Origin of the sequence: Cellulomonas uda (genome assembly GCF_006538705.1) — a bacterium.
GTDB classification, from domain to species: domain Bacteria; phylum Actinomycetota; class Actinomycetes; order Actinomycetales; family Cellulomonadaceae; genus Cellulomonas; species Cellulomonas uda.
In genome coordinates this window covers 107,624-124,398 of the sequence record NZ_BJLP01000001.1, presented here as the reverse complement: position 1 = coordinate 124,398, position 16,775 = coordinate 107,624, and the positions used below count along the sequence as shown (strand labels likewise).

Sequence of the window (16,775 nt, the reverse complement as noted above, 5' to 3'; positions counted from 1 at the left end):
CTGCGGGCCGTCCGTCAGCGCGGCGCGCGGGCCTCGGCGACGAAGCCCGCGAGACGCCGCTCGACGGCGGCCGGGTCGGGCGCTACGTCCTGCGCGGGACCCGCGAGCGCGGACAGCACCGGCGCCGGGCCGACGAGGGCGGCGCGCTCCGCCGCGAGCAGCGCGGCGCCTGCCGCGACCGCCTCCTCGTCGGCGACGACGTCCAGCGGGACCGGGGTGCACCACCGCTTGAGCGCGGCCCACGCGGGGTTGGCGATCATCGGGCGACCGAGAGCGCGCACCCGGGCGGGCGGTGTGCCCGCGAGCGCTGCCTGCGCGTCGAGCATCCACCGCGCCTGCAGCGCGGCGCCGAGCAGCACGCCCCGCAGCGCCGCGACCGGGTCCGTCGGCACAGGCCCGACGGCGCGGAGCGTCGCGGCCGCGTCGGGCGCGGGCGTCTGCCGCCCGTGCCCGTAGGGCAGCACGACGAACCCGGGCGCACCCGAGGCGTGCGCGGCATCCCCGACGAGCAGCGCGACGAGCGCGTCGTCGACCACCGACGCGCGTGCCAGTAGCCCGGCGTGCTCGTCGGCCGGTGCGACGTGCGCCAGCCACGCCGCGACCGCGCCCCCCGCGCTCGACGACCCCGCGACCAGCGCCGGCGCGTCCCCGCGGACCGTGCGCACCAGGCTCATGCCCGCCGCGGCGACCGGACCCGGCTCGGGGTCCGCCGCCAGGACCGTGCACACGACCTCCGAGGTCCCGACCGAGTCCGCGACGTCGCCCGCGGCGCGCACACCGGCGGCGAACGCGCCGACCGCGTGGTCGTGCCCCGCGACCGTCACGGGCGTGCCGACGAGCAGCCCCGCGTCGGTGAGCGCGCCGGCCCGCAGCGGGACGGTCTCGCCCGGGCGCAGCACCCGCGGGACCTGGTGCGGAGCGAGGCCGACCTCGGCCAGCAGGTCCACGTCGAACGCCGCCGGGAGCCCTGTCTGCACGTCACCCAGGCGGTACGCCATGGTGCGGCCCGCGAGCGTGTGGTCGGTGACGAGCCGGCCCGTCAGGCCGAGCACGACGAGGTCCGCGGCACCGGCCCACCGCCCGTCACCGTGCAGCGCGCCGACCGTCCCGCGCTCGCCTCCCGTGTCCGTGCGGCGGCCGACGACGCTGTCGGCCCGCTCGTCGCGCAGCCACACCCAGGTCGCGAGCGGCACCTTCGCCGACGCCCGCACGCCCGTCGCCGCGAACAGCTCGGCACGGCCCAACCGGGCCGCGAGCGCGTCGGCCTGGGCGCCGGCGCGGTGGCCGTCCCAGCGCAGCCAGTCGCCGCGCGGCTCGTCTTCCGGGCCGACCGGGACGCCGGTCTCCGCCATCGACGCGACCCCGACCGCCGCGGGGACGGGTGCGTCCGGTGCGGCCGCGAGCACGCGGCGCGTGAGGTCCGCGACGACGCGCAGGAGGTCGGCGGGCGCCGGGGTGGGGGCGGACGCGACCGCGAGCGTGCGCGGTGCGTCGACGTCGACGAGCGCGACCTTGGTGTGCGTCGTCCCGACGTCGACCCCCAGCGCGGTGCTCACCCACCCATCCTGCCGCCCCGACCCATCCCCTCCCGGCCGAGCGCGCACGTCCCGGACCGAGTGCGCACGTCTTGCGTGCGCGCTCGCGCACGACCGTGCGCACTCGGCGAGGGGTGGGCGGGGTCGGGCTGTGCTGGGGGTCAGCGGGTGGGGCGCCAGAGGACGACCGCGGAGGTCGACGCCGTGATCGCGCGCGGGGGTTGCGCGACGCGCGGGGAGCGGGGTGGGCGCCTCGTCGCGACCACGTCGCCGCGCGGGTCGGCCGTGAAGACGCGACGCCCGGGCTCGACGAAGGAGCGCAGGTAGTCGACCTGCCGCTCGAGCCGCAGCACCTGCGCCTCGAGCTCGAGGATCCGCTTGATGCCGGCCAGGTTGATGCCCTCGTCCTGCGAGAGCCGCTGCACCTCGCGCAGGGTCGCGACGTCGCGCAGCGAGTACCGGCGCCCGCGCCCGGCGGTGCGCCGCGGCGAGACCAGCCCGAGCCGGTCGTACTGCCGCAGCGTCTGGGGGTGCATGCCCGCGAGCTCGGCGGCGCGCGAGATGACGAACATGGGCGTGTCCTCGTTCACCGCCCACCCCCCGTCCGCCGAGTGCGCACGCCCGCGCCCGAGTGCGCACGACTGGCGTGCGCACTCGGGGCGGGACGTGCGCGCTCGGCGGTGTGGGTCATGCGCGCGCCTGCTCCATGAGGGTCGCGCGCGGGTTCTCGCCGCTGGTCGCGATGCCGAACGCCTGCACCGCCTCGCGTGCCGCGTCGGACAGGCGCTGGGGCACGACGACCTGCACGGTCACCATGAGGTCACCGTCGGACTTCGCCGAGCCGGACGCGCGCACGCCCTTGCCCTTGACGCGCAGCGTGCGCCCCGACGGCGTCCCGGCGGGCACCTTGACGCGCACCGTGTCCCCGTCGAGCGTCGGCACGTCGATCGTCGCGCCCAGCGCGGCCTCGTCGAACGCCACCGGCACGGTGACCTTGAGGTTGCGCCCGTCGAGCGTGAACACCGGGTGCGGCGCGACGTGCACGGTCACGACGAGGTCGCCCGCGGGGGCCCCGGGCTCACCGGGCCGCCCCTTGCCGCGCAGCCGGATCTTCTGCCCGTCGCGCACCCCGGACGGGATGCGGGCGTTGACGGTGCGACCGCCGACCTGCAACGACACGGTCGACCCCTCGACGGCCTGCCGGAACGGCAGCTCGACGGCCGCGGCGAGGTCCGCACCCGGCTGCGGTCCGCGCTGGAACCCGCCGCCGAACATCCCGCCGAGGATGTCCTCGAAGCCGCCCGCACCGCCGCTCGAGTAGCGGACGCGGGTGTTGCCCCCGCCGCCGCCCCCGAACATGCCGCCCAGGATGTCCTCGAACCCACCGCCGCCACCGCGGCCGCCTGCCGTGAAGCGCGCACCGCCGGCCATCGCGCGCAGCTGGTCGTACTGCTGGCGCTGCTCGGGGTCGGACAGCACCGAGTACGCCTCGCCGATGTCCTTGAACTGCGCCTCGGCCTTCGCGTCACCCGGGTTGTGGTCCGGGTGCTTCTCCCGCGCGAGCTTGCGGTACGCCTTCTTGATCGTGGCCGCGTCGGCGTCCTTGGGGACGCCGAGGACCGAGTAGAAGTCCTTCTCGAGCCAGTCCTGCCCGGTCACGGCGCCTCCCTCCTCGTGATGTCGTGCGTGCTCGTCGTCAGGCCTCCGGGTCCACCACCGCGACGCGTGCCGCGCGCAGCACCCGGTCCTTGGTCCGGTAGCCCGGCTGCAGGACCATCTGCACGGTCGACGTCGTCACATCGGCCGAGTGCGAGTGCATGAGCGCCTCGTGCACCGCCGGGTCGAACTCCTCGCCCGCGGCGCCGTACCGCTCGACGCCGAACCGCCCGAGGGTCGCCTCGAGCTTCTCGGCGATCGACGCGAACGGCCCCTCGGCGAGGTCACCGTGCTGGCGGGCCAGCTCGATGTCGTCGAGCACCGGGATGAGCGCCTCGGCGACCGCCGCGACACCGCGCTCGTGCGCGGCGAGCACCTCGGTCTTCGAGCGCTTCACGTACGCGTTGTACTGCTGCTCGAGGTTGTAGTGCGCCGCCTGGGCGCGCTGCAGCTCCTCGAGCCGCTCGTCGGCCAGCCGCTGCGCGTCCGACACCTCGCCACCGCCGGCCGCGGCGGCCTCGGCCTCCGCGATCACGGCCTCCTCGGGCGTGGGCTCACGCACCTGGCCGGTCTCCGGGTCGATGCGGCGCTTGTCCGTGAACCGGGGCGCCTCGTTCTCGGGGGTGTCCCCCGGGCCCTGCTCGGGCCCGGGGGTCGTCGGCTGGTCCGTCACTTCTTGTCGTCCTCGTCGTCGACGATCTCGGCGTCGACCACGTCGTCGTCGGACGACGAGCCCGCGTCACCCGTCGGGGCGTCGGCCGGGGTCTCCGCCTGGGCCTGCGAGTAGATGGCCTCACCGATCTTCTGCGCGGACGTGGACAGCGCCGCCGTCGCGGACTTCACCGCGTCGGTGTCGGTGCCCTCGAGCGCCTTCTTCAGGTCGTCGACCTTCGACTGGACCTCGGTCTTGACGTCCTCGGGCAGCTTGTCGGCGTTGTCGACGAGCAGCTTCTCCGTCGAGTAGACGAGCTGCTCGGCGCTGTTGCGCGCCTCGGCGTCCTCGCGGCGCTTCTTGTCCTCCGCCGCGTGCTCCTCAGCCTCGCGCACCATGCGCTCGATGTCCTCCTTGGGGAGGGCCGAGCCGCCGGTGATCGTCATCGACTGCTCCTTGCCCGTGCCGCGGTCCTTGGCGGACACGTGCACGATGCCGTTCGCGTCGATGTCGAACGTGACCTCGATCTGCGGCAGCCCGCGCGGCGCCGGCGCGATGCCCGTCAGCTCGAACGTGCCCAGCGGCTTGTTGTCCCGCGCGAACTCACGCTCGCCCTGGAACACCTGGATGAGCACCGACGGCTGGTTGTCCTCCGCGGTGGAGAAGATCTCCGAGCGCTTCGTCGGGATGGCCGTGTTGCGCTCGATGAGCTTGGTCATCACGCCGCCCTTGGTCTCGATGCCGAGGCTCAGCGGGGTGACGTCGATCAGCAGGACGTCCTTGCGGTCGCCCTTCATGACACCGGCCTGCAGCGCAGCACCCACGGCGACGACCTCGTCGGGGTTCACGCCCTTGTTCGGCTCGCGGCCGCCCGTGAGCTCCTTGACGACCTCGGTGACCGCGGGCATGCGGGTCGAGCCGCCGACGAGCACGACGTGGTCGATGTCGGACAGCTGGATGCCCGCGTCGCGGATGACCGCGTGGAACGGCGCCTTGGTCCGGTCGATCAGGTCCTGCGTCATCTGCTGGAACTGCGCGCGCGTGAGCTTGGTGTCCAGGTGGATGGGGCCGTTCTCGCTCATCGACAGGTACTGCAGCGAGATGTTGGTGCTGGTGGCCGACGAGAGCTCCTTCTTGGCCTGCTCCGCCGCCTCACGCAGACGCTGCAGCGCGATCTTGTCCTTCGACAGGTCCACGCCCGAGGAGTTCTTCACCTCGGTGACCAGGAAGTCGACGATCCGGTTGTCCCAGTCGTCACCGCCGAGCCGGTTGTCACCGGACGTCGCGCGGACCTCGATCGTCGAGAAGCCGTCGTCGTCCTTGCCGACCTCCAGGAGGGACACGTCGAACGTGCCACCGCCGAGGTCGAAGACGAGGATGAGCTCGTCCTCCTTGCCCTTCTCCAGGCCGTACGCGAGCGCGGCCGCCGTGGGCTCGTTGATGATGCGCAGGACGTTGAGGCCCGCGATGGCGCCGGCGTCCTTGGTGGCCTGGCGCTCGGCGTCGTTGAAGTACGCCGGGACCGTGATGACGGCCTCCGTGACGGGCTCGCCCAGGTACGCCTCGGCGTCACGCTTGAGCTTGCCGAGCACACGCGCGGAGATCTCCTGCGCGGTGTACTTCTTGTCGTCGATGTCGACGGTCCAGTCCGTGCCCATGTGGCGCTTGACGGACGTGATCGTGCGGTCGACGTTGGTGACGGCCTGGCGCTTGGCGATCTCGCCGACGAGCACCTCGCCCGTCTTCGAGAACGCCACGACCGACGGAGTCGTGCGCGACCCCTCCGCGTTGGCGATGACCGTGGGCTCGCCACCCTCGAGGACGGCGACGACGGAGTTCGTCGTGCCCAGGTCGATGCCGACTGCTCGTGCCATGTGTGGTGCCTTCTTTCGATCGTGGTGCTGGTGCACTGGACGCTCTTGAGTCCGCTGCGCTCAACCTTGCATCCGACCGCAGGGCCGCCGCAAGTCCGAACCAGCAAACTTGAGTCTGCCAGGCTCAACTCCGGACGCCGCCGCGCCATTCCCTCAGCGCGAAACTCGGACAGATGGCTCCCCGTTGGGGTGCTGAATCCGGCGGTAAGACGCAGGTGATCCCTCGGGAAGACGTCCCGATCGCTCGGAAGAGCTCGATCCCCCGGGAAGACACGTCCAAGGGCTCAGGGAGACGCAGAATCGCTCGGCACGCACGCACGCACGAGTGCGCCCGGCCGATCCCGTGGGAAGACGCGCCTGAGGGCTCGGGAAGTAGAGGCGCGCCGCCGGCTGGGCGCGCTTCCCTCGGCGGGGTGCAGCGCCAGCGGCGTGGGAGCTCAGACGCGAGCAGCCCTCGCCGGCTGCGGCGAGGGCTGCTCGGTCGTCGGACGGTGGGCGCTAGCTGAGAGTCGCGGCGTCGATGACGAAGCGGTAGCGGACGTCGGAGGCCAGGACGCGCTGGTAGGCCTCGTTGATCTGGGAGGCGGGGATGACCTCGACCTCGGCGCCGATGCCGTGTTCGCCGCAGAAGTCGAGCATGTCTTGGGTGATCGGGATGCCGCCGATCATGGAGCCGGTGAACGACTTGTGCCCTGCGAGCAGCGCGCCGTTGACGGGCATGGGGCCGGGCGCGGCGCCGACGTTGACCATGGCGCCGTGCAGGTCGAGCAGGCCGATGAACGCGTTGGCGTCGAGGTCGGCGCTCACGGTGTTGATGATGATGTCGAACGTTCCCGCCAGGGTGGTGAAGGTCTCGGGGTCCGAGGTGGCGTAGTAGTGGTCGGCGCCCAGGCGCAGACCGTCTTCCTGCTTCTTGAGGGACTGCGAGAGGACCGTGACCTCGGCGCCCATGGCGTGGGCGAGCTTGACGGCCATGTGGCCGAGCCCGCCGAGGCCGACGACGGCGACCTTCTTGCCGGGGCCGGCGCCCCAGTGCTTGAGGGGGTTGTAGGTGGTGACTCCGGCGCAGAGCAGCGGGGCGACCTGGACGGGGTCGATGCCGTCGGGCACGGCCAGCACGAAGTTGGCGTCGACGACGACGTGGGTGGAGTAGCCGCCCTGGGTGACGGTGCCGTCGCGGTCCGGCGAGCCGTAGGTGAAGACGGTGCCGTTGAGGCAGAACTGCTGCTCGCCGCGGGTGCAGTTGGCGCACTGCCCGCAGGAGTTGACCATGCAGCCGACGCCGACGCGGTCGCCGACCTGGTGGGTGGTGACCTCGGGACCGACCTCGGTGACGAGGCCGACGATCTCGTGGCCGGGGGTCAGGGGGTAGGGCTGGGGGCCCCAGTCGCCGTTGACGGTGTGGATGTCGGAGTGGCAGATGCCGGCGTACTCGATGGTGATCAGGACGTCGTTCGGGCCGACCTCACGACGCTCGACGGTCGTGGGGGCGAGGGGCTGACCGGCCGCCGGGGCGGCGTAGGCGTGGACGCGCATGGGTGCTGTTCCTTGCTTCGGTGGTGATGGGGGTGGAGGAGGGGTGTCAGGAGACGGCCGGGGCCCCGGCGTACTCCTCGTCGGTCACCGGAGCCAGCCACTGGACGACGGCGTGGTCGTCGTCGCCCTCGTTGATGGCGACGTGGACCATGAGCCGGTCGGGCGCGGCGCCGTGCCAGTGCTCCTCGTCGGCCTCGAACAGGACGCGGTCACCGGGGCGGATGACCTCGACGGGTCCGCCGCGGCGCTGGCAGAGCCCGACGCCTTCGGTGACGAAGACCGTCTGGCTCAGCGGGTGGCGGTGCCAGTGGGTACGTGCCCCGGGCATGAAGTGCACCAGGCTTGCGCTCACGCGCGAGGGTGCCGGTGCGGCGGCGACGGCGTCGATGTAGACGTCGCCGGTGAACCAGTCCGCCGGGCCCTTGACGGTCGCGACGGTGCTGCGGGTGATCTGCATGGCGAGTCCTCTCGTGCAGGGCGCGATCACCAGGCGTAGGCCTGGGGTGCCGTACCGGGTCCGGGCCAGATGTCGTCCAGGCGCTGCAGGGTGGCGGCGTCGAGCGTGACGTCGAGTGCGTGCAGGTTGGTGTGCAACTGCTCGCTGGTGCGTGGTCCGATGATCGTGGCTGTGACGGCGGGGTGGTGCAGGAGCCAGGCGAGCGCGACGTCGGCGGGCTTCTCGCCGAGGTCGGTGCACAGCTGCTCCCATGCCTCGAGCTGGGGTCGCAGCTGGGTGACCTGGTCGCCGAGCTGGGCGCGGCGCCCGCCGCTGGGTGCGTCGAGCACGCCGGCGAGCAGGCCGCCGGCCAGTGGGCTCCACGGGATCAGGCCGATGCCGTGGTAGTCCAGTGCGGGGATGACCTCGAGCTCGAGGGTGCGGGTGGTGAGGTTGTACAGGGACTGCTCGGAGACGAGCCCGAGCAGGTGGCGCTGCTGGGCGGCGCCCTGGGCGGTGGCGATGTCCCAGCCGGCGAAGTTGCTCGATCCGACGTAGGTGATCTTGCCTTCGCGGATCAGCTGGTCCATCGCCTGCCAGATCTCGTCCCAGGGGGTGGACCGGTCGACGTGGTGCATCTGGTAGAGGTCGATGTGGTCGGTCTGCAGGCGTCGCAGGCTGGCCTCGCAGGCGCGGCGGATGTGGAACGCGGACAGGTGCCGGTCGTTGGGGCCGGTTCCCATCGGCTGGTACACCTTCGTCGCGAGGACGATGTCGTCGCGCCGCCCGGAGCGGGCCAGCCACCGGCCGATGATCTCTTCGGAAGTCCCGAAGCCCTTCTCCATGTCGGGCTTCTGCGGTCCGCCGTAGACGTCGGCGGTGTCGACGAAGTTGATGCCGGCCGCGAGTGCGTCGTCGAGGATCGCGTGGCTGTCGGTCTCGTCGGTCGCGTCGCCGAAGTTCATGGTGCCCAGCGCGAGGCGGGACACCTTCAGGCCGCTGCGGCCGAGGTTCTTGTACTGCATGAGGGCTTCTCCGTTCTCTGGTCTCTGAGCTGTTCAAGGTGCCGGGTGCAGGCGCAGGGTGGTCGCTGCGGCCTCGGGCGTGGTCATGGCCGCGCCGTAGCTCCCGCGTCCGTACTTGGCCCAGTAGGCCTCGTCGACCCCGGTCGCCGCAGTGCCGACGTGCTCGAGGCGAACGCGCACGTGGGCGCCGTGCTCGGTGATGTGCGCGTAGGGGTTGGCGAGGATCTGGCGGTACCAGGAGCCGGCGGGACCGTTGTAGGAGCGGATGAACAGGTCGTCGCCTACGCGCACGACCCAGATCGGCACCGGGCGCCGGGTGGTGGTGTCGGGTCGTTCGGTCGCGATGGTGATCTCGGACGCGCCGCCCAGGGCGCTCAGGTCCTCAGGTGTCCAGGTGGTCATGTCCAACCCTCCAGATCGGTGGTCACTCGACGACGTCGACGGTCACGGGGCCGGCCTCGAGGACGGCGAGCTGCCGTTCGGTGGCGTCGAAGTGGCCCAGGCGTACGAGGTCGCCGGTCGGGGTGCCGCGCTCACCCTCGTAGAAGAGGGCGAGGTTGCCCCAAGGGACGTAGATCGCCAGGTCGCCGGCACCTGCGCTGGAGGCAGGTTCGCCGGTGACGTCGATGGTGCGCGGCGGGTAGGCGATCTTCTCCCGGCCGGCGAAGTCCTCGAAGGTGAGGCTGATCGGCAGCATCGACAGCAGGTCTTGCCCGGCGGTGCTGCTCGGGTCGAGGGTGACGTCGATGTGCCCGGCGGTGGAGCTGAGGCGCACGACCGTGCTCGAGGAGGGCATGGCGGACTCCGTTCGTGACGCGGTGGGGGTTGTGGCCGCGCCTGCGGCGGTCTGGTCCGCAGTGGGGCGCCGGCTGGTGGTCGCGGATGCGCATCCGGACAGCGCCAAGGCGAGGACGAGCATTGTTGCGAGTTGTCGCACGAGGTGACCTGTTTCGCGCCCCACCGCGGGACCTAGACGGTGAGCAGGACCTTGGTGGCGCGCCGCTCGTCCATGGCCTTGTAGCCGTCGGCGGCCTGCTCGATCGGCAGGGTCAGGTCGAAGACCTTGCCCGGGTCGATCTGGCGGTCCCAGATCAGCTGGATCAGGTCCGGCAAGAACCGGCGCACCGGGGCGGGGCCTCCGTGGAGGTGCACACCGGAGAAGAACAGCTCCTGGCCGGGTAGCTCGACGTCGTGGGATACGCCGACGTAGCCGACGTGACCGCCGGCGCGGGTGGCCCGGATGGCCTGCATCATGGACTCCTGGGTGCCGACGGCCTCGATGGTCGAGTGCGCGCCGAGCCCGTCGGTGAGTGCCTTGATGGCGGCAACGCCGGCATCGCCGCGCTCCTCGACGATGTCGGTGGCACCGAACTCGCGCGCCAGTGCCTGGCGGTCGGCGTGGCGGGACATCGCGATGATCCGCTCGGCGCCGAGCTGCTTGGCGGCGAGCACGCCGAGCAGCCCGACGGCGCCGTCGCCGACGACGGCGACCGTCTTGCCCGGCCCGACCTCGGCGGCCACGGCCGCGAACCACCCGGTACCGAGGACGTCGGAGGCGGCCAGCAGGGACGGGATCAGCTCCGCGGCGGGCTGGCCGGGGGTGGCGACGAGGGTGCCGTCGGCGTGCGGAATCCGCGCGTAGTCGGCCTGCGCGCCGGGGACGGCGCCGGGGCCGCGGTGCACGCAGTGGGACTGGTAGCCGGCCTGGCAGATCTCGCAGGTGTTGTCCGAGGAGAAGAACGAGCCGACGACGAAGTCGCCGACCTTGATGTTCTCGACGGCCGAGCCGACCTCGTCGACGACGCCTGCGTACTCGTGGCCCATCGGCTGATGGTCGACGTCGTCGGCCCCGCGGTAGGGCCACAGGTCGGACCCGCAGATGCAGGTCGCGGCGAGCTTGATGATCGCGTCGGTCGGCTCGACGATCGTCGGGCGCTCGGTCTGGTCGACCCGGACGTCGCCCGGGGCGTACATGACGACAGCACGCATGGTGTGGTGCCTTTCTCGAGGGGTCTCAGTGCTGTGCGACGAGCACAGCGTCGGGGACGGTCTCCCGCACCGGTCGGGTGCGGGCGGTCAGGGCCAGGAACGTGCCGGCGGCCAGGGCGAGGCAGGTGAGGGTGACGACGCCCAGCGGCAGGATGCTCGCGGCACCGGCGACGCCGACCAGCGGGGCGGCCACGCCGCCGAAGCCGAAGCGGACCATGCCGAGCAGGGACGAGGCGGTTCCGGCGATCTGCGGGTAACCGGCCAGGGCGAGGGTGGTGGCGGGCGGTGAGGAGAACGCGACACCGCACGCCAGGACGAACAGAGAGACGATCACGACCCCGACCGGGACGTGGGTCAGCCCGGCGAGCAGCAGGCCCGCCGCTCCAAGCCCGGCCAGGGCGGTGCCGGCGAGCACCGTGGCGTGGTTGCCCCAGCGCTGGGCCGCGCGGGCGGCGAGGTGTCCGGCAACCATGAAGCCGGCCGAGTTGAGGCCGAACGCCAGCGCGTAGCCCTGCGGTGACAGGCCGTAGATGCCCTGCAGGACGTAGGTGGCGCCGGCGAGGTAGGCGAATAGCGCGGCGTAGACGAACCCTTGGCTGAGGACCGCGCCGAGGTATGTCCGGTCGGACAGCAGCAGCCGGTAGTCGCGGGCGGTGCGAGCGAAGCCGCCCGAGGTGCGCTGCTGGGCCGGGAGGGTCTCGGGGAACAGGGTCAGGGCGATGAGCAACAGCAGTGCGCCGACGACCGAGAGAAAAACATACAGGCCCCTCCAGTCGGTCATCGTGGTGAGCCAGCCGCCGAGCAGCGGCCCGACCACGGCGGCGAGGCCGCCGATCACGGTGAGCTGGCCGTAGAAGCGCAGCAGCCGCTCCCCGGTGAAGACGTCGCGGCCCGCGGCCTGGGCGATGACGATGCCGACACCGCCGGCCAGGCCCTGCACGAGGCGGGCGCCGACGAGCAGCTCGACGCTCGGGCTGATCGCGCACAGCAGCGATGTCGCGACGTAGGCGACGATCCCGATGAGGAGTACGCCACGGCGCCCGTACCGGTCGGACAGCGGCCCAGCGACCAGCTGGCCCAATGCGAGACCGACCAGGCACGCGGTCACCGTGAGCTGCGCGGTCGAGGTCACCGCCCCCAGCTCGCTCGTGAGCGCGGGCAGTGCGGGCAGGTAGAGGTCCATCGAGATCGGGCCGAACACCGTCAGCAGCAGGAGCAGCGCCGGCAGGTAGCGGCGCACGCTCGTGGAGATCGAGGTGGAAGAGGGCATGTCCCTAGACAACGCGGGTCCGGCACGCTCGGGGAGTCCCTGATGAGGGGTGTACCGGCGGTACACCCCTCATCCTGGTCTCCCTCATTGCACCTGGTCGGCCTACGGTCGTGGGCATGGACAACCGAGCGGACGTGCGCGAGTTCCTCATGACACGGCGAGCAAAGGTGACCCCGGAGGCTGCCGGCGTCATCGGCGGCGCCAACCGCCGGGTGCCCGGCCTGCGCCGCAGCGAGGTCGCGGCCCTGGCCGGAGTCAGCGTGGAGTACTACGCCAAGCTCGAGCGCGGCGCGATCGCCGGCGCCTCCGCGTCCGTGCTGGACGCGGTCTCCCGCGCGCTCCAGCTCGACGACACCGAACGGGCCCACCTGTTCGACCTTGCCCGCGCCGCCGACGGCATCCCGTCCTCCGGGCGCGCCCGCCGCCGCGCCGCCCGGCCGGCACAGCCGCGCCCCAGCCTGCAATGGGCGTTGTCGGCGATCACCGACGGAGTCGCGTTCGTCCGCGACCAGCGCCAGGACCTGCTCGCGACGAACGAGCTCGGACGGGCCTTCTACTCCCCCGTCATCGGCGACGGCGGACGCACCCCCAACCTCGCTCGGTTCCAGTTCCTCGATCCGGCGGCGCACGACTTCTACCCGGACTGGGACCTGTTCGCCGAGATGTGCGTCGCGATCATGCGCGCCGAGGCCGGCCGCGACCCCCACGACAAGGGCCTGCAAGACCTCGTGGGAGAGCTCTCGACCCGCAGCGACACCTTCCGCCGGTTGTGGGGAGCGCACGACGTGCGCTCGCACGGCGCGGGGACCAAGCGATTCCACCACCCCGTCGTCGGCGACCTTGTGCTGGCCTACGAGGAACTGGCCATCACCGCCGAACCCGGTCAGGTGCTCATGGTCTACACCGCCGAGCCCGGATCACCCTCAGCCGAGCGGTTGCGCCTGCTCGCGTCGTGGGCCGCGGACTCGACGGCAGTCGACCTCAGCCGCTGAACCAGTCGACACGGAGCGGGTTTGCCTGGCTGTCGCCGACCTCGAGGGATCGGACGATCTCGTGAGACGGCCGCCAGTGTGCGCGTCAGCCTTGGGGCAGGCCACAGGCCTGCCCCCGGGACACGATCGATGAGTTCCTACACCCAGGCTGGCCGTCTCGCGCCGCGGGCGGTCACGCTCCGGACGACTGAGCGTCTCGGACCGCCAGGACCGCTGCGGCCACCTCGTGCGCCGTGCGGTTCTCGGTGTCGACCCGCGGGCCGAGCGTCGCCAGGCGGTCGGCGACCTCGAAGTAGCGGGACGCCTGGTCGAGTCGCCAGTCCCGGGCCGCGGGATCGTCCGTGTCGCCCTCGATGCGGGTGACCAGCGTCTCGTGCGAGGAGTGCAGCGTCACGTGGACGACGTCATGACCCGCAGCGCGCAGACCGCCGAGGATCTCGTCCGTGACGTCCGCGCGAAGCAGGGTCATGGGAGCGATGAGCGTCGGCGTCCGCCGGGCAGCTCGGTGGGCACCGTGGACGACGCCTCTACGCCACGCGGGACGGTCCTGGAAGTCGCCCGGCCGAACGAGACCCACCGTGCGCCGGATCCACCAGCCGAGTCGTTCAGGGTCGTACTGGCGAGCCTGCGAGTCCTGCTGGAGCAGCAGGCGGGTGCACGTCGACTTGCCCACGCCGAAAGGCCCGTTGAGCCACAGGATCATGCCTGGGACCCTAGCGAGGCACTGTCCCCTGGTCGGATGTGAGCCTGTCCGTGCTCCGTCCGCGCCCGATGGAAGTCGACGCTCGCCCTACCCGGCGCAGGGGCGTGGCGTGCCCGGACGGGGCGGGACAGTCGGCAGCCGCGTGAGCGGGTGGTCGTCGTGGTGGACGTCGACGGGGTGCGGGTTGTCGTCGAACGGGAGGTTGTCGACGTGAAGAACTGCGCAGCGCGGTCACGGTAGGTCGGGCGTTGCGGCACTACCGGCGTCTCGAGGGGTACCGCGCGGCGGACAACTCGCGCGAGTTCCTACAAGGCGCGTCGCGTCTCACCCGTCTCGAGCCGCTTCCTGCGATCCTCCGACCATGACGAACGAGCCGCGGTTCCAGGACGCATCCTGGGTCCGCGCGGCCTTCCCGGCGGCGCTTCGCCCAGTAGCCGCCGAGGTCGCGCGGGCCCTCGCGCCTCAGGTCGACCCCAGGATCGGCAGCGCCTACACCGCCAGCCCCCACATCGTGCCCGTCCAGCTTGACGGGGAGTCGATCGCTTTCCCGTACCGCATCTACCACGGCATCCTGCCCGCGGACACATCGTTCGTCATGACGCTCTCGCCCGTTGTCGCGGCGTGCGCCTACACGCGTCACCACGACGGCCACGTGCGGCAGAAAGCCGTGCGCACGCTGCTGGACGGGCGCTGCGCGCTACAGCCATGGGTCGTCCCGTACGTCGTCAAGCTCGTAGACGAGTACGTCGTGGAGATCGTCGAGGACGTCGCGGCGTTCCTCACCGAGGTGGACGTCGAGGGTTCGCCGCAGCAACGCACCTACGGGCGGGTACTGGCGCAGAACCCCGAGATGCTGCGCCTGCTGCGGGCCCGGGCGGCCAGCTACTGGGACTGCTACTACCGGTGGCGATACCGCCGCCTCGAGGAGTACCCGGGGCGCCGCCTGGCCCTTGCCTTGTCCCGCGCCGCGGCGCTCGAGAAGGCGTCTTGGCCGCCGCCACGGCCGTAGGCGCGTGCCCGCATTGATCGCCTCGGCAGGCCCGGGCAGCTCGGCACCACGCAGCTCCGTGGGTCGCGTCCGCACTGGATGCGGGAACACCCTCACCCACGGAGTTCAACCCGTCCCCGCGACACCTGCCAACGCGGTCCACCCCGCGCGCGCACCGGCCGGCCCCCGTTCAGGCGCTGGGATTGTCACTGCTTGGGCGTTACATCTACAGCATGCGCACGTCCGAACTGGCCACCCTCACCGCGTTCGCCGCGGCCCAGTGGGGGCTGGTGACCACTGCACAAGCGCAGGAGGTCGGGGTGTCGCGCATGCAGCTGGCCCGCCTCGTCGACGCCGGCATCCTCGACCGTGTCGCACACGGCGTGTACGCGACCCCCGCGGTCCTGGGCGACGACCTGCTCGGGCTGCGGACCGCGTGGGTCGCGCTGCAGCCGCGACGTGCTGTCGCCGAACGCGTGGCGGACCCGATCGCCGCCGGCGTCGTCTCGCACGCCTCCGCCGCGCAGCTGCACGGCCTCGGCGACCTGCTAGCCGACGAGCACGAGCTCACCCTGCCGACTCGCTACCAGTCCACCCGCCCCGGCGTGCGAGTCCACCGCACCACTCTGGCACCGGACGACGTCACCGTGGTCGCGGGCCTGCCCGTCACGACAGCGGCGCGTACGGTCGCCGACCTGCTGACCGCGGGCCACGACCCAGAGCACGTCGGGCAGGTCGCGGCCGACGCCGTGCGCAAGGGATCGACCGACGGCCGCGCGCTCGTGCGCGCGCTCGAAACGGTCGCACGACGCCACGAGTCCCGCGACGCCGCCGCCCTGACGACCCGGCTGCTGCAGGCCGGCGGGCTTGACCCACGTGAGCTCGGGGACCGCCTGGTCCGCGCGACTGTGCGTTCGCACCCGGGCTGCCACGCTCGCGCCGACCTGTCATCGGTGTGGCGTTCCTCGCGTGGTGCGGCGCGAGTGACCGGGGGAGCAGTCAGGGCTCGCCGGTCAGCACCGTCGGCGTCGGGTGCCGGGTAGGTGTCAGTCGTGGGACGAGGCGGACCAGGACGACCATCGCGACGAGCTCGACGAGGGTCTGAGTGACGACGGCGAGTGGCGCGATCGCGAGGGAGGCGGGCAGTGCGAGGGCGAGCGGGAGGACGACCAGGGAGTTGCGGGTCGCGGTGGCGAACATGACCGCGCGAGTGGCGGGGACGTCGAGCCGGGTCAGCCAGCCGGCGAGCAGACCGACGGCGACGGCCAGCACGACGAACGCCACGTAGAGCGGCACGACGCGCACGAGCTCGGTGACCCGGTCGCCGACGGCGGCGATCTGGGATGCGATCACGACGGCGAGGGTGGCCATCATCAGCGGCACCATCGCTCCCGCCATGACGGTCTCGGTCACCTGCCCGGCCCGGTGCCGGCGAGCGAGCGCCTGGACGGCAGCGGCCGCTGCCAGGGGCAGGACGATGAGCACGAGGAACGCCTCGACGAACGGGGCGATGTCGACGACGGCCAGGACGTCCCCGCCGGCGAACAGGTACAGGTAGCCGGGCAGCAGCAGGATCTGGGCGACCATGAGCAGGGGCGCGGCCGCGAGCAGGCGGGCCCGCGCTCCGCCGGCGAGGCCGGTGAAGACGATGACGTAGTCGATGCACGGGGTGAGCAGCACGAGCAGCACACCGAGCAGCAGGCCACGGTCGTCGGCGACGAACCGGGACAGCCCGTAGACGATGGCCGGCACGACGACGAAGTTCGCCACGAGGACCGTGGCGAGGAAGCGGACGTTGCGGAAGGCGCGTCCGACCTCGATCAGCGGCACGCCGAGGAACGTGGCGAACAGCAGCAGCGCCAGGACCGGGTTGATCGAGCGCTCGAGCGTGAGCGCGAGGCCGGGGGCGGCCAGGCCGAGGACGGCGCCGGCAGCGATCGCCGCCACGTACAGCGGGATCTGCTTCTCGTCCCACCACTGCACGGCACGGCCCATCGCCAGCGTCCTCCGACGGTCCCAGGTGTTCATGCACCCACGAGAGCGGGGCGCGCTCACAGCATGCCCGAGTCCGGTCGCGGCGCCGGCGGACAGCGGCCGATGCGGCACTTGACCTTCGATC

Annotated in this window: 17 protein-coding genes; 3 read left to right on the top strand and 14 right to left on the bottom strand. The window is 72.2% G+C overall.

From position 1 onward, the window contains the following. Positions 1-14: 14 nt before the first annotated feature. From CUD01_RS00650 to CUD01_RS00595, 12 genes are all read right to left on the bottom strand, one after another. Positions 15-1,556, bottom strand: a complete 1,542-nt coding sequence (locus CUD01_RS00650; RefSeq protein ID WP_141317866.1) for an FGGY family carbohydrate kinase — start codon at positions 1,554-1,556, stop codon at positions 15-17. Between the two features lie 140 nt (positions 1,557-1,696). Then, positions 1,697-2,107, bottom strand: coding sequence for a heat shock protein transcriptional repressor HspR (locus CUD01_RS00645; protein ID WP_141317864.1), 411 nt, complete (start codon positions 2,105-2,107; stop codon positions 1,697-1,699). A 115-nt stretch (positions 2,108-2,222) separates the two neighbouring features. Beyond that, positions 2,223-3,194, bottom strand: coding sequence for a DnaJ C-terminal domain-containing protein (locus CUD01_RS00640; protein ID WP_141317862.1), 972 nt, complete (start codon positions 3,192-3,194; stop codon positions 2,223-2,225). Positions 3,195-3,231: 37 nt separating this feature from the next. Then, positions 3,232-3,864 (bottom strand): nucleotide exchange factor GrpE, encoded by a 633-nt coding sequence (locus CUD01_RS00635; RefSeq protein ID WP_141317860.1) that lies wholly within the window; start codon positions 3,862-3,864, stop codon positions 3,232-3,234. Continuing rightward, positions 3,861-5,717, bottom strand: coding sequence for a molecular chaperone DnaK (gene dnaK / locus CUD01_RS00630; RefSeq protein WP_141317858.1), 1,857 nt, complete (start codon positions 5,715-5,717; stop codon positions 3,861-3,863). The genes CUD01_RS00635 and dnaK overlap by 4 nt, the downstream gene beginning before the upstream one ends. Positions 5,718-6,215: 498 nt before the next feature. Then, positions 6,216-7,253 (bottom strand): NAD(P)-dependent alcohol dehydrogenase, encoded by a 1,038-nt coding sequence (locus CUD01_RS00625; protein WP_141317856.1) that lies wholly within the window; start codon positions 7,251-7,253, stop codon positions 6,216-6,218. Positions 7,254-7,299: 46 nt separating this feature from the next. After that, positions 7,300-7,710 (bottom strand): (R)-mandelonitrile lyase, encoded by a 411-nt coding sequence (locus CUD01_RS00620; RefSeq protein ID WP_141317854.1) that lies wholly within the window; start codon positions 7,708-7,710, stop codon positions 7,300-7,302. A gap of 26 nt (positions 7,711-7,736) precedes the next feature. Beyond that, positions 7,737-8,714 carry an aldo/keto reductase gene (locus CUD01_RS00615; RefSeq protein WP_141317852.1) on the bottom strand — a complete coding sequence of 326 codons (978 nt, stop codon included), beginning with the start codon at positions 8,712-8,714 and terminating at the stop codon, positions 7,737-7,739. Positions 8,715-8,747: 33 nt separating this feature from the next. Beyond that, the gene (locus CUD01_RS00610; RefSeq protein WP_141317850.1) at positions 8,748-9,116 is read right to left on the bottom strand and encodes a DUF2255 family protein; all 369 of its coding nucleotides are present in this window, start codon (positions 9,114-9,116) and stop codon (positions 8,748-8,750) included. A 22-nt stretch (positions 9,117-9,138) separates the two neighbouring features. Beyond that, a complete protein-coding gene (locus CUD01_RS00605) occupies positions 9,139-9,510 on the bottom strand; it encodes a cyclophilin-like fold protein (protein WP_141317848.1) in 372 nt (123 codons plus the stop codon). A 173-nt stretch (positions 9,511-9,683) separates the two neighbouring features. Beyond that, entirely contained in the window at positions 9,684-10,703 is a 1,020-nt protein-coding gene (locus CUD01_RS00600) for a zinc-dependent alcohol dehydrogenase family protein (RefSeq protein ID WP_141317845.1), read from the bottom strand. A 25-nt stretch (positions 10,704-10,728) separates the two neighbouring features. Continuing rightward, complete coding sequence (locus tag CUD01_RS00595; protein ID WP_141317843.1) at positions 10,729-11,973, bottom strand: multidrug effflux MFS transporter; 1,245 nt, start codon at positions 11,971-11,973, stop codon at positions 10,729-10,731. A 116-nt stretch (positions 11,974-12,089) separates the two neighbouring features. Between CUD01_RS00595 and CUD01_RS00590 the strand changes: the two genes are divergently transcribed. Beyond that, entirely contained in the window at positions 12,090-12,965 is an 876-nt protein-coding gene (locus tag CUD01_RS00590; RefSeq protein ID WP_141317841.1) for a helix-turn-helix domain-containing protein, read from the top strand. Between the two features lie 172 nt (positions 12,966-13,137). Here CUD01_RS00590 and CUD01_RS00585 read toward each other — a convergent pair whose 3' ends face one another. After that, positions 13,138-13,668, bottom strand: a complete 531-nt coding sequence (locus CUD01_RS00585; RefSeq protein ID WP_141317839.1) for an AAA family ATPase — start codon at positions 13,666-13,668, stop codon at positions 13,138-13,140. A gap of 361 nt (positions 13,669-14,029) precedes the next feature. Between CUD01_RS00585 and CUD01_RS00580 the strand changes: the two genes are divergently transcribed. Beyond that, positions 14,030-14,677 carry a hypothetical protein gene (locus CUD01_RS00580; protein WP_141317837.1) on the top strand — a complete coding sequence of 216 codons (648 nt, stop codon included), beginning with the start codon at positions 14,030-14,032 and terminating at the stop codon, positions 14,675-14,677. A gap of 212 nt (positions 14,678-14,889) precedes the next feature. Further along, entirely contained in the window at positions 14,890-15,699 is an 810-nt protein-coding gene (locus CUD01_RS00575) for a type IV toxin-antitoxin system AbiEi family antitoxin domain-containing protein (protein WP_141317835.1), read from the top strand. Here CUD01_RS00575 and CUD01_RS00570 read toward each other — a convergent pair. Continuing rightward, entirely contained in the window at positions 15,656-16,651 is a 996-nt protein-coding gene (locus tag CUD01_RS00570; RefSeq protein ID WP_141317916.1) for a bile acid:sodium symporter, read from the bottom strand. The genes CUD01_RS00575 and CUD01_RS00570 overlap by 44 nt on opposite strands. Positions 16,652-16,775: the final 124 nt, after the last annotated feature.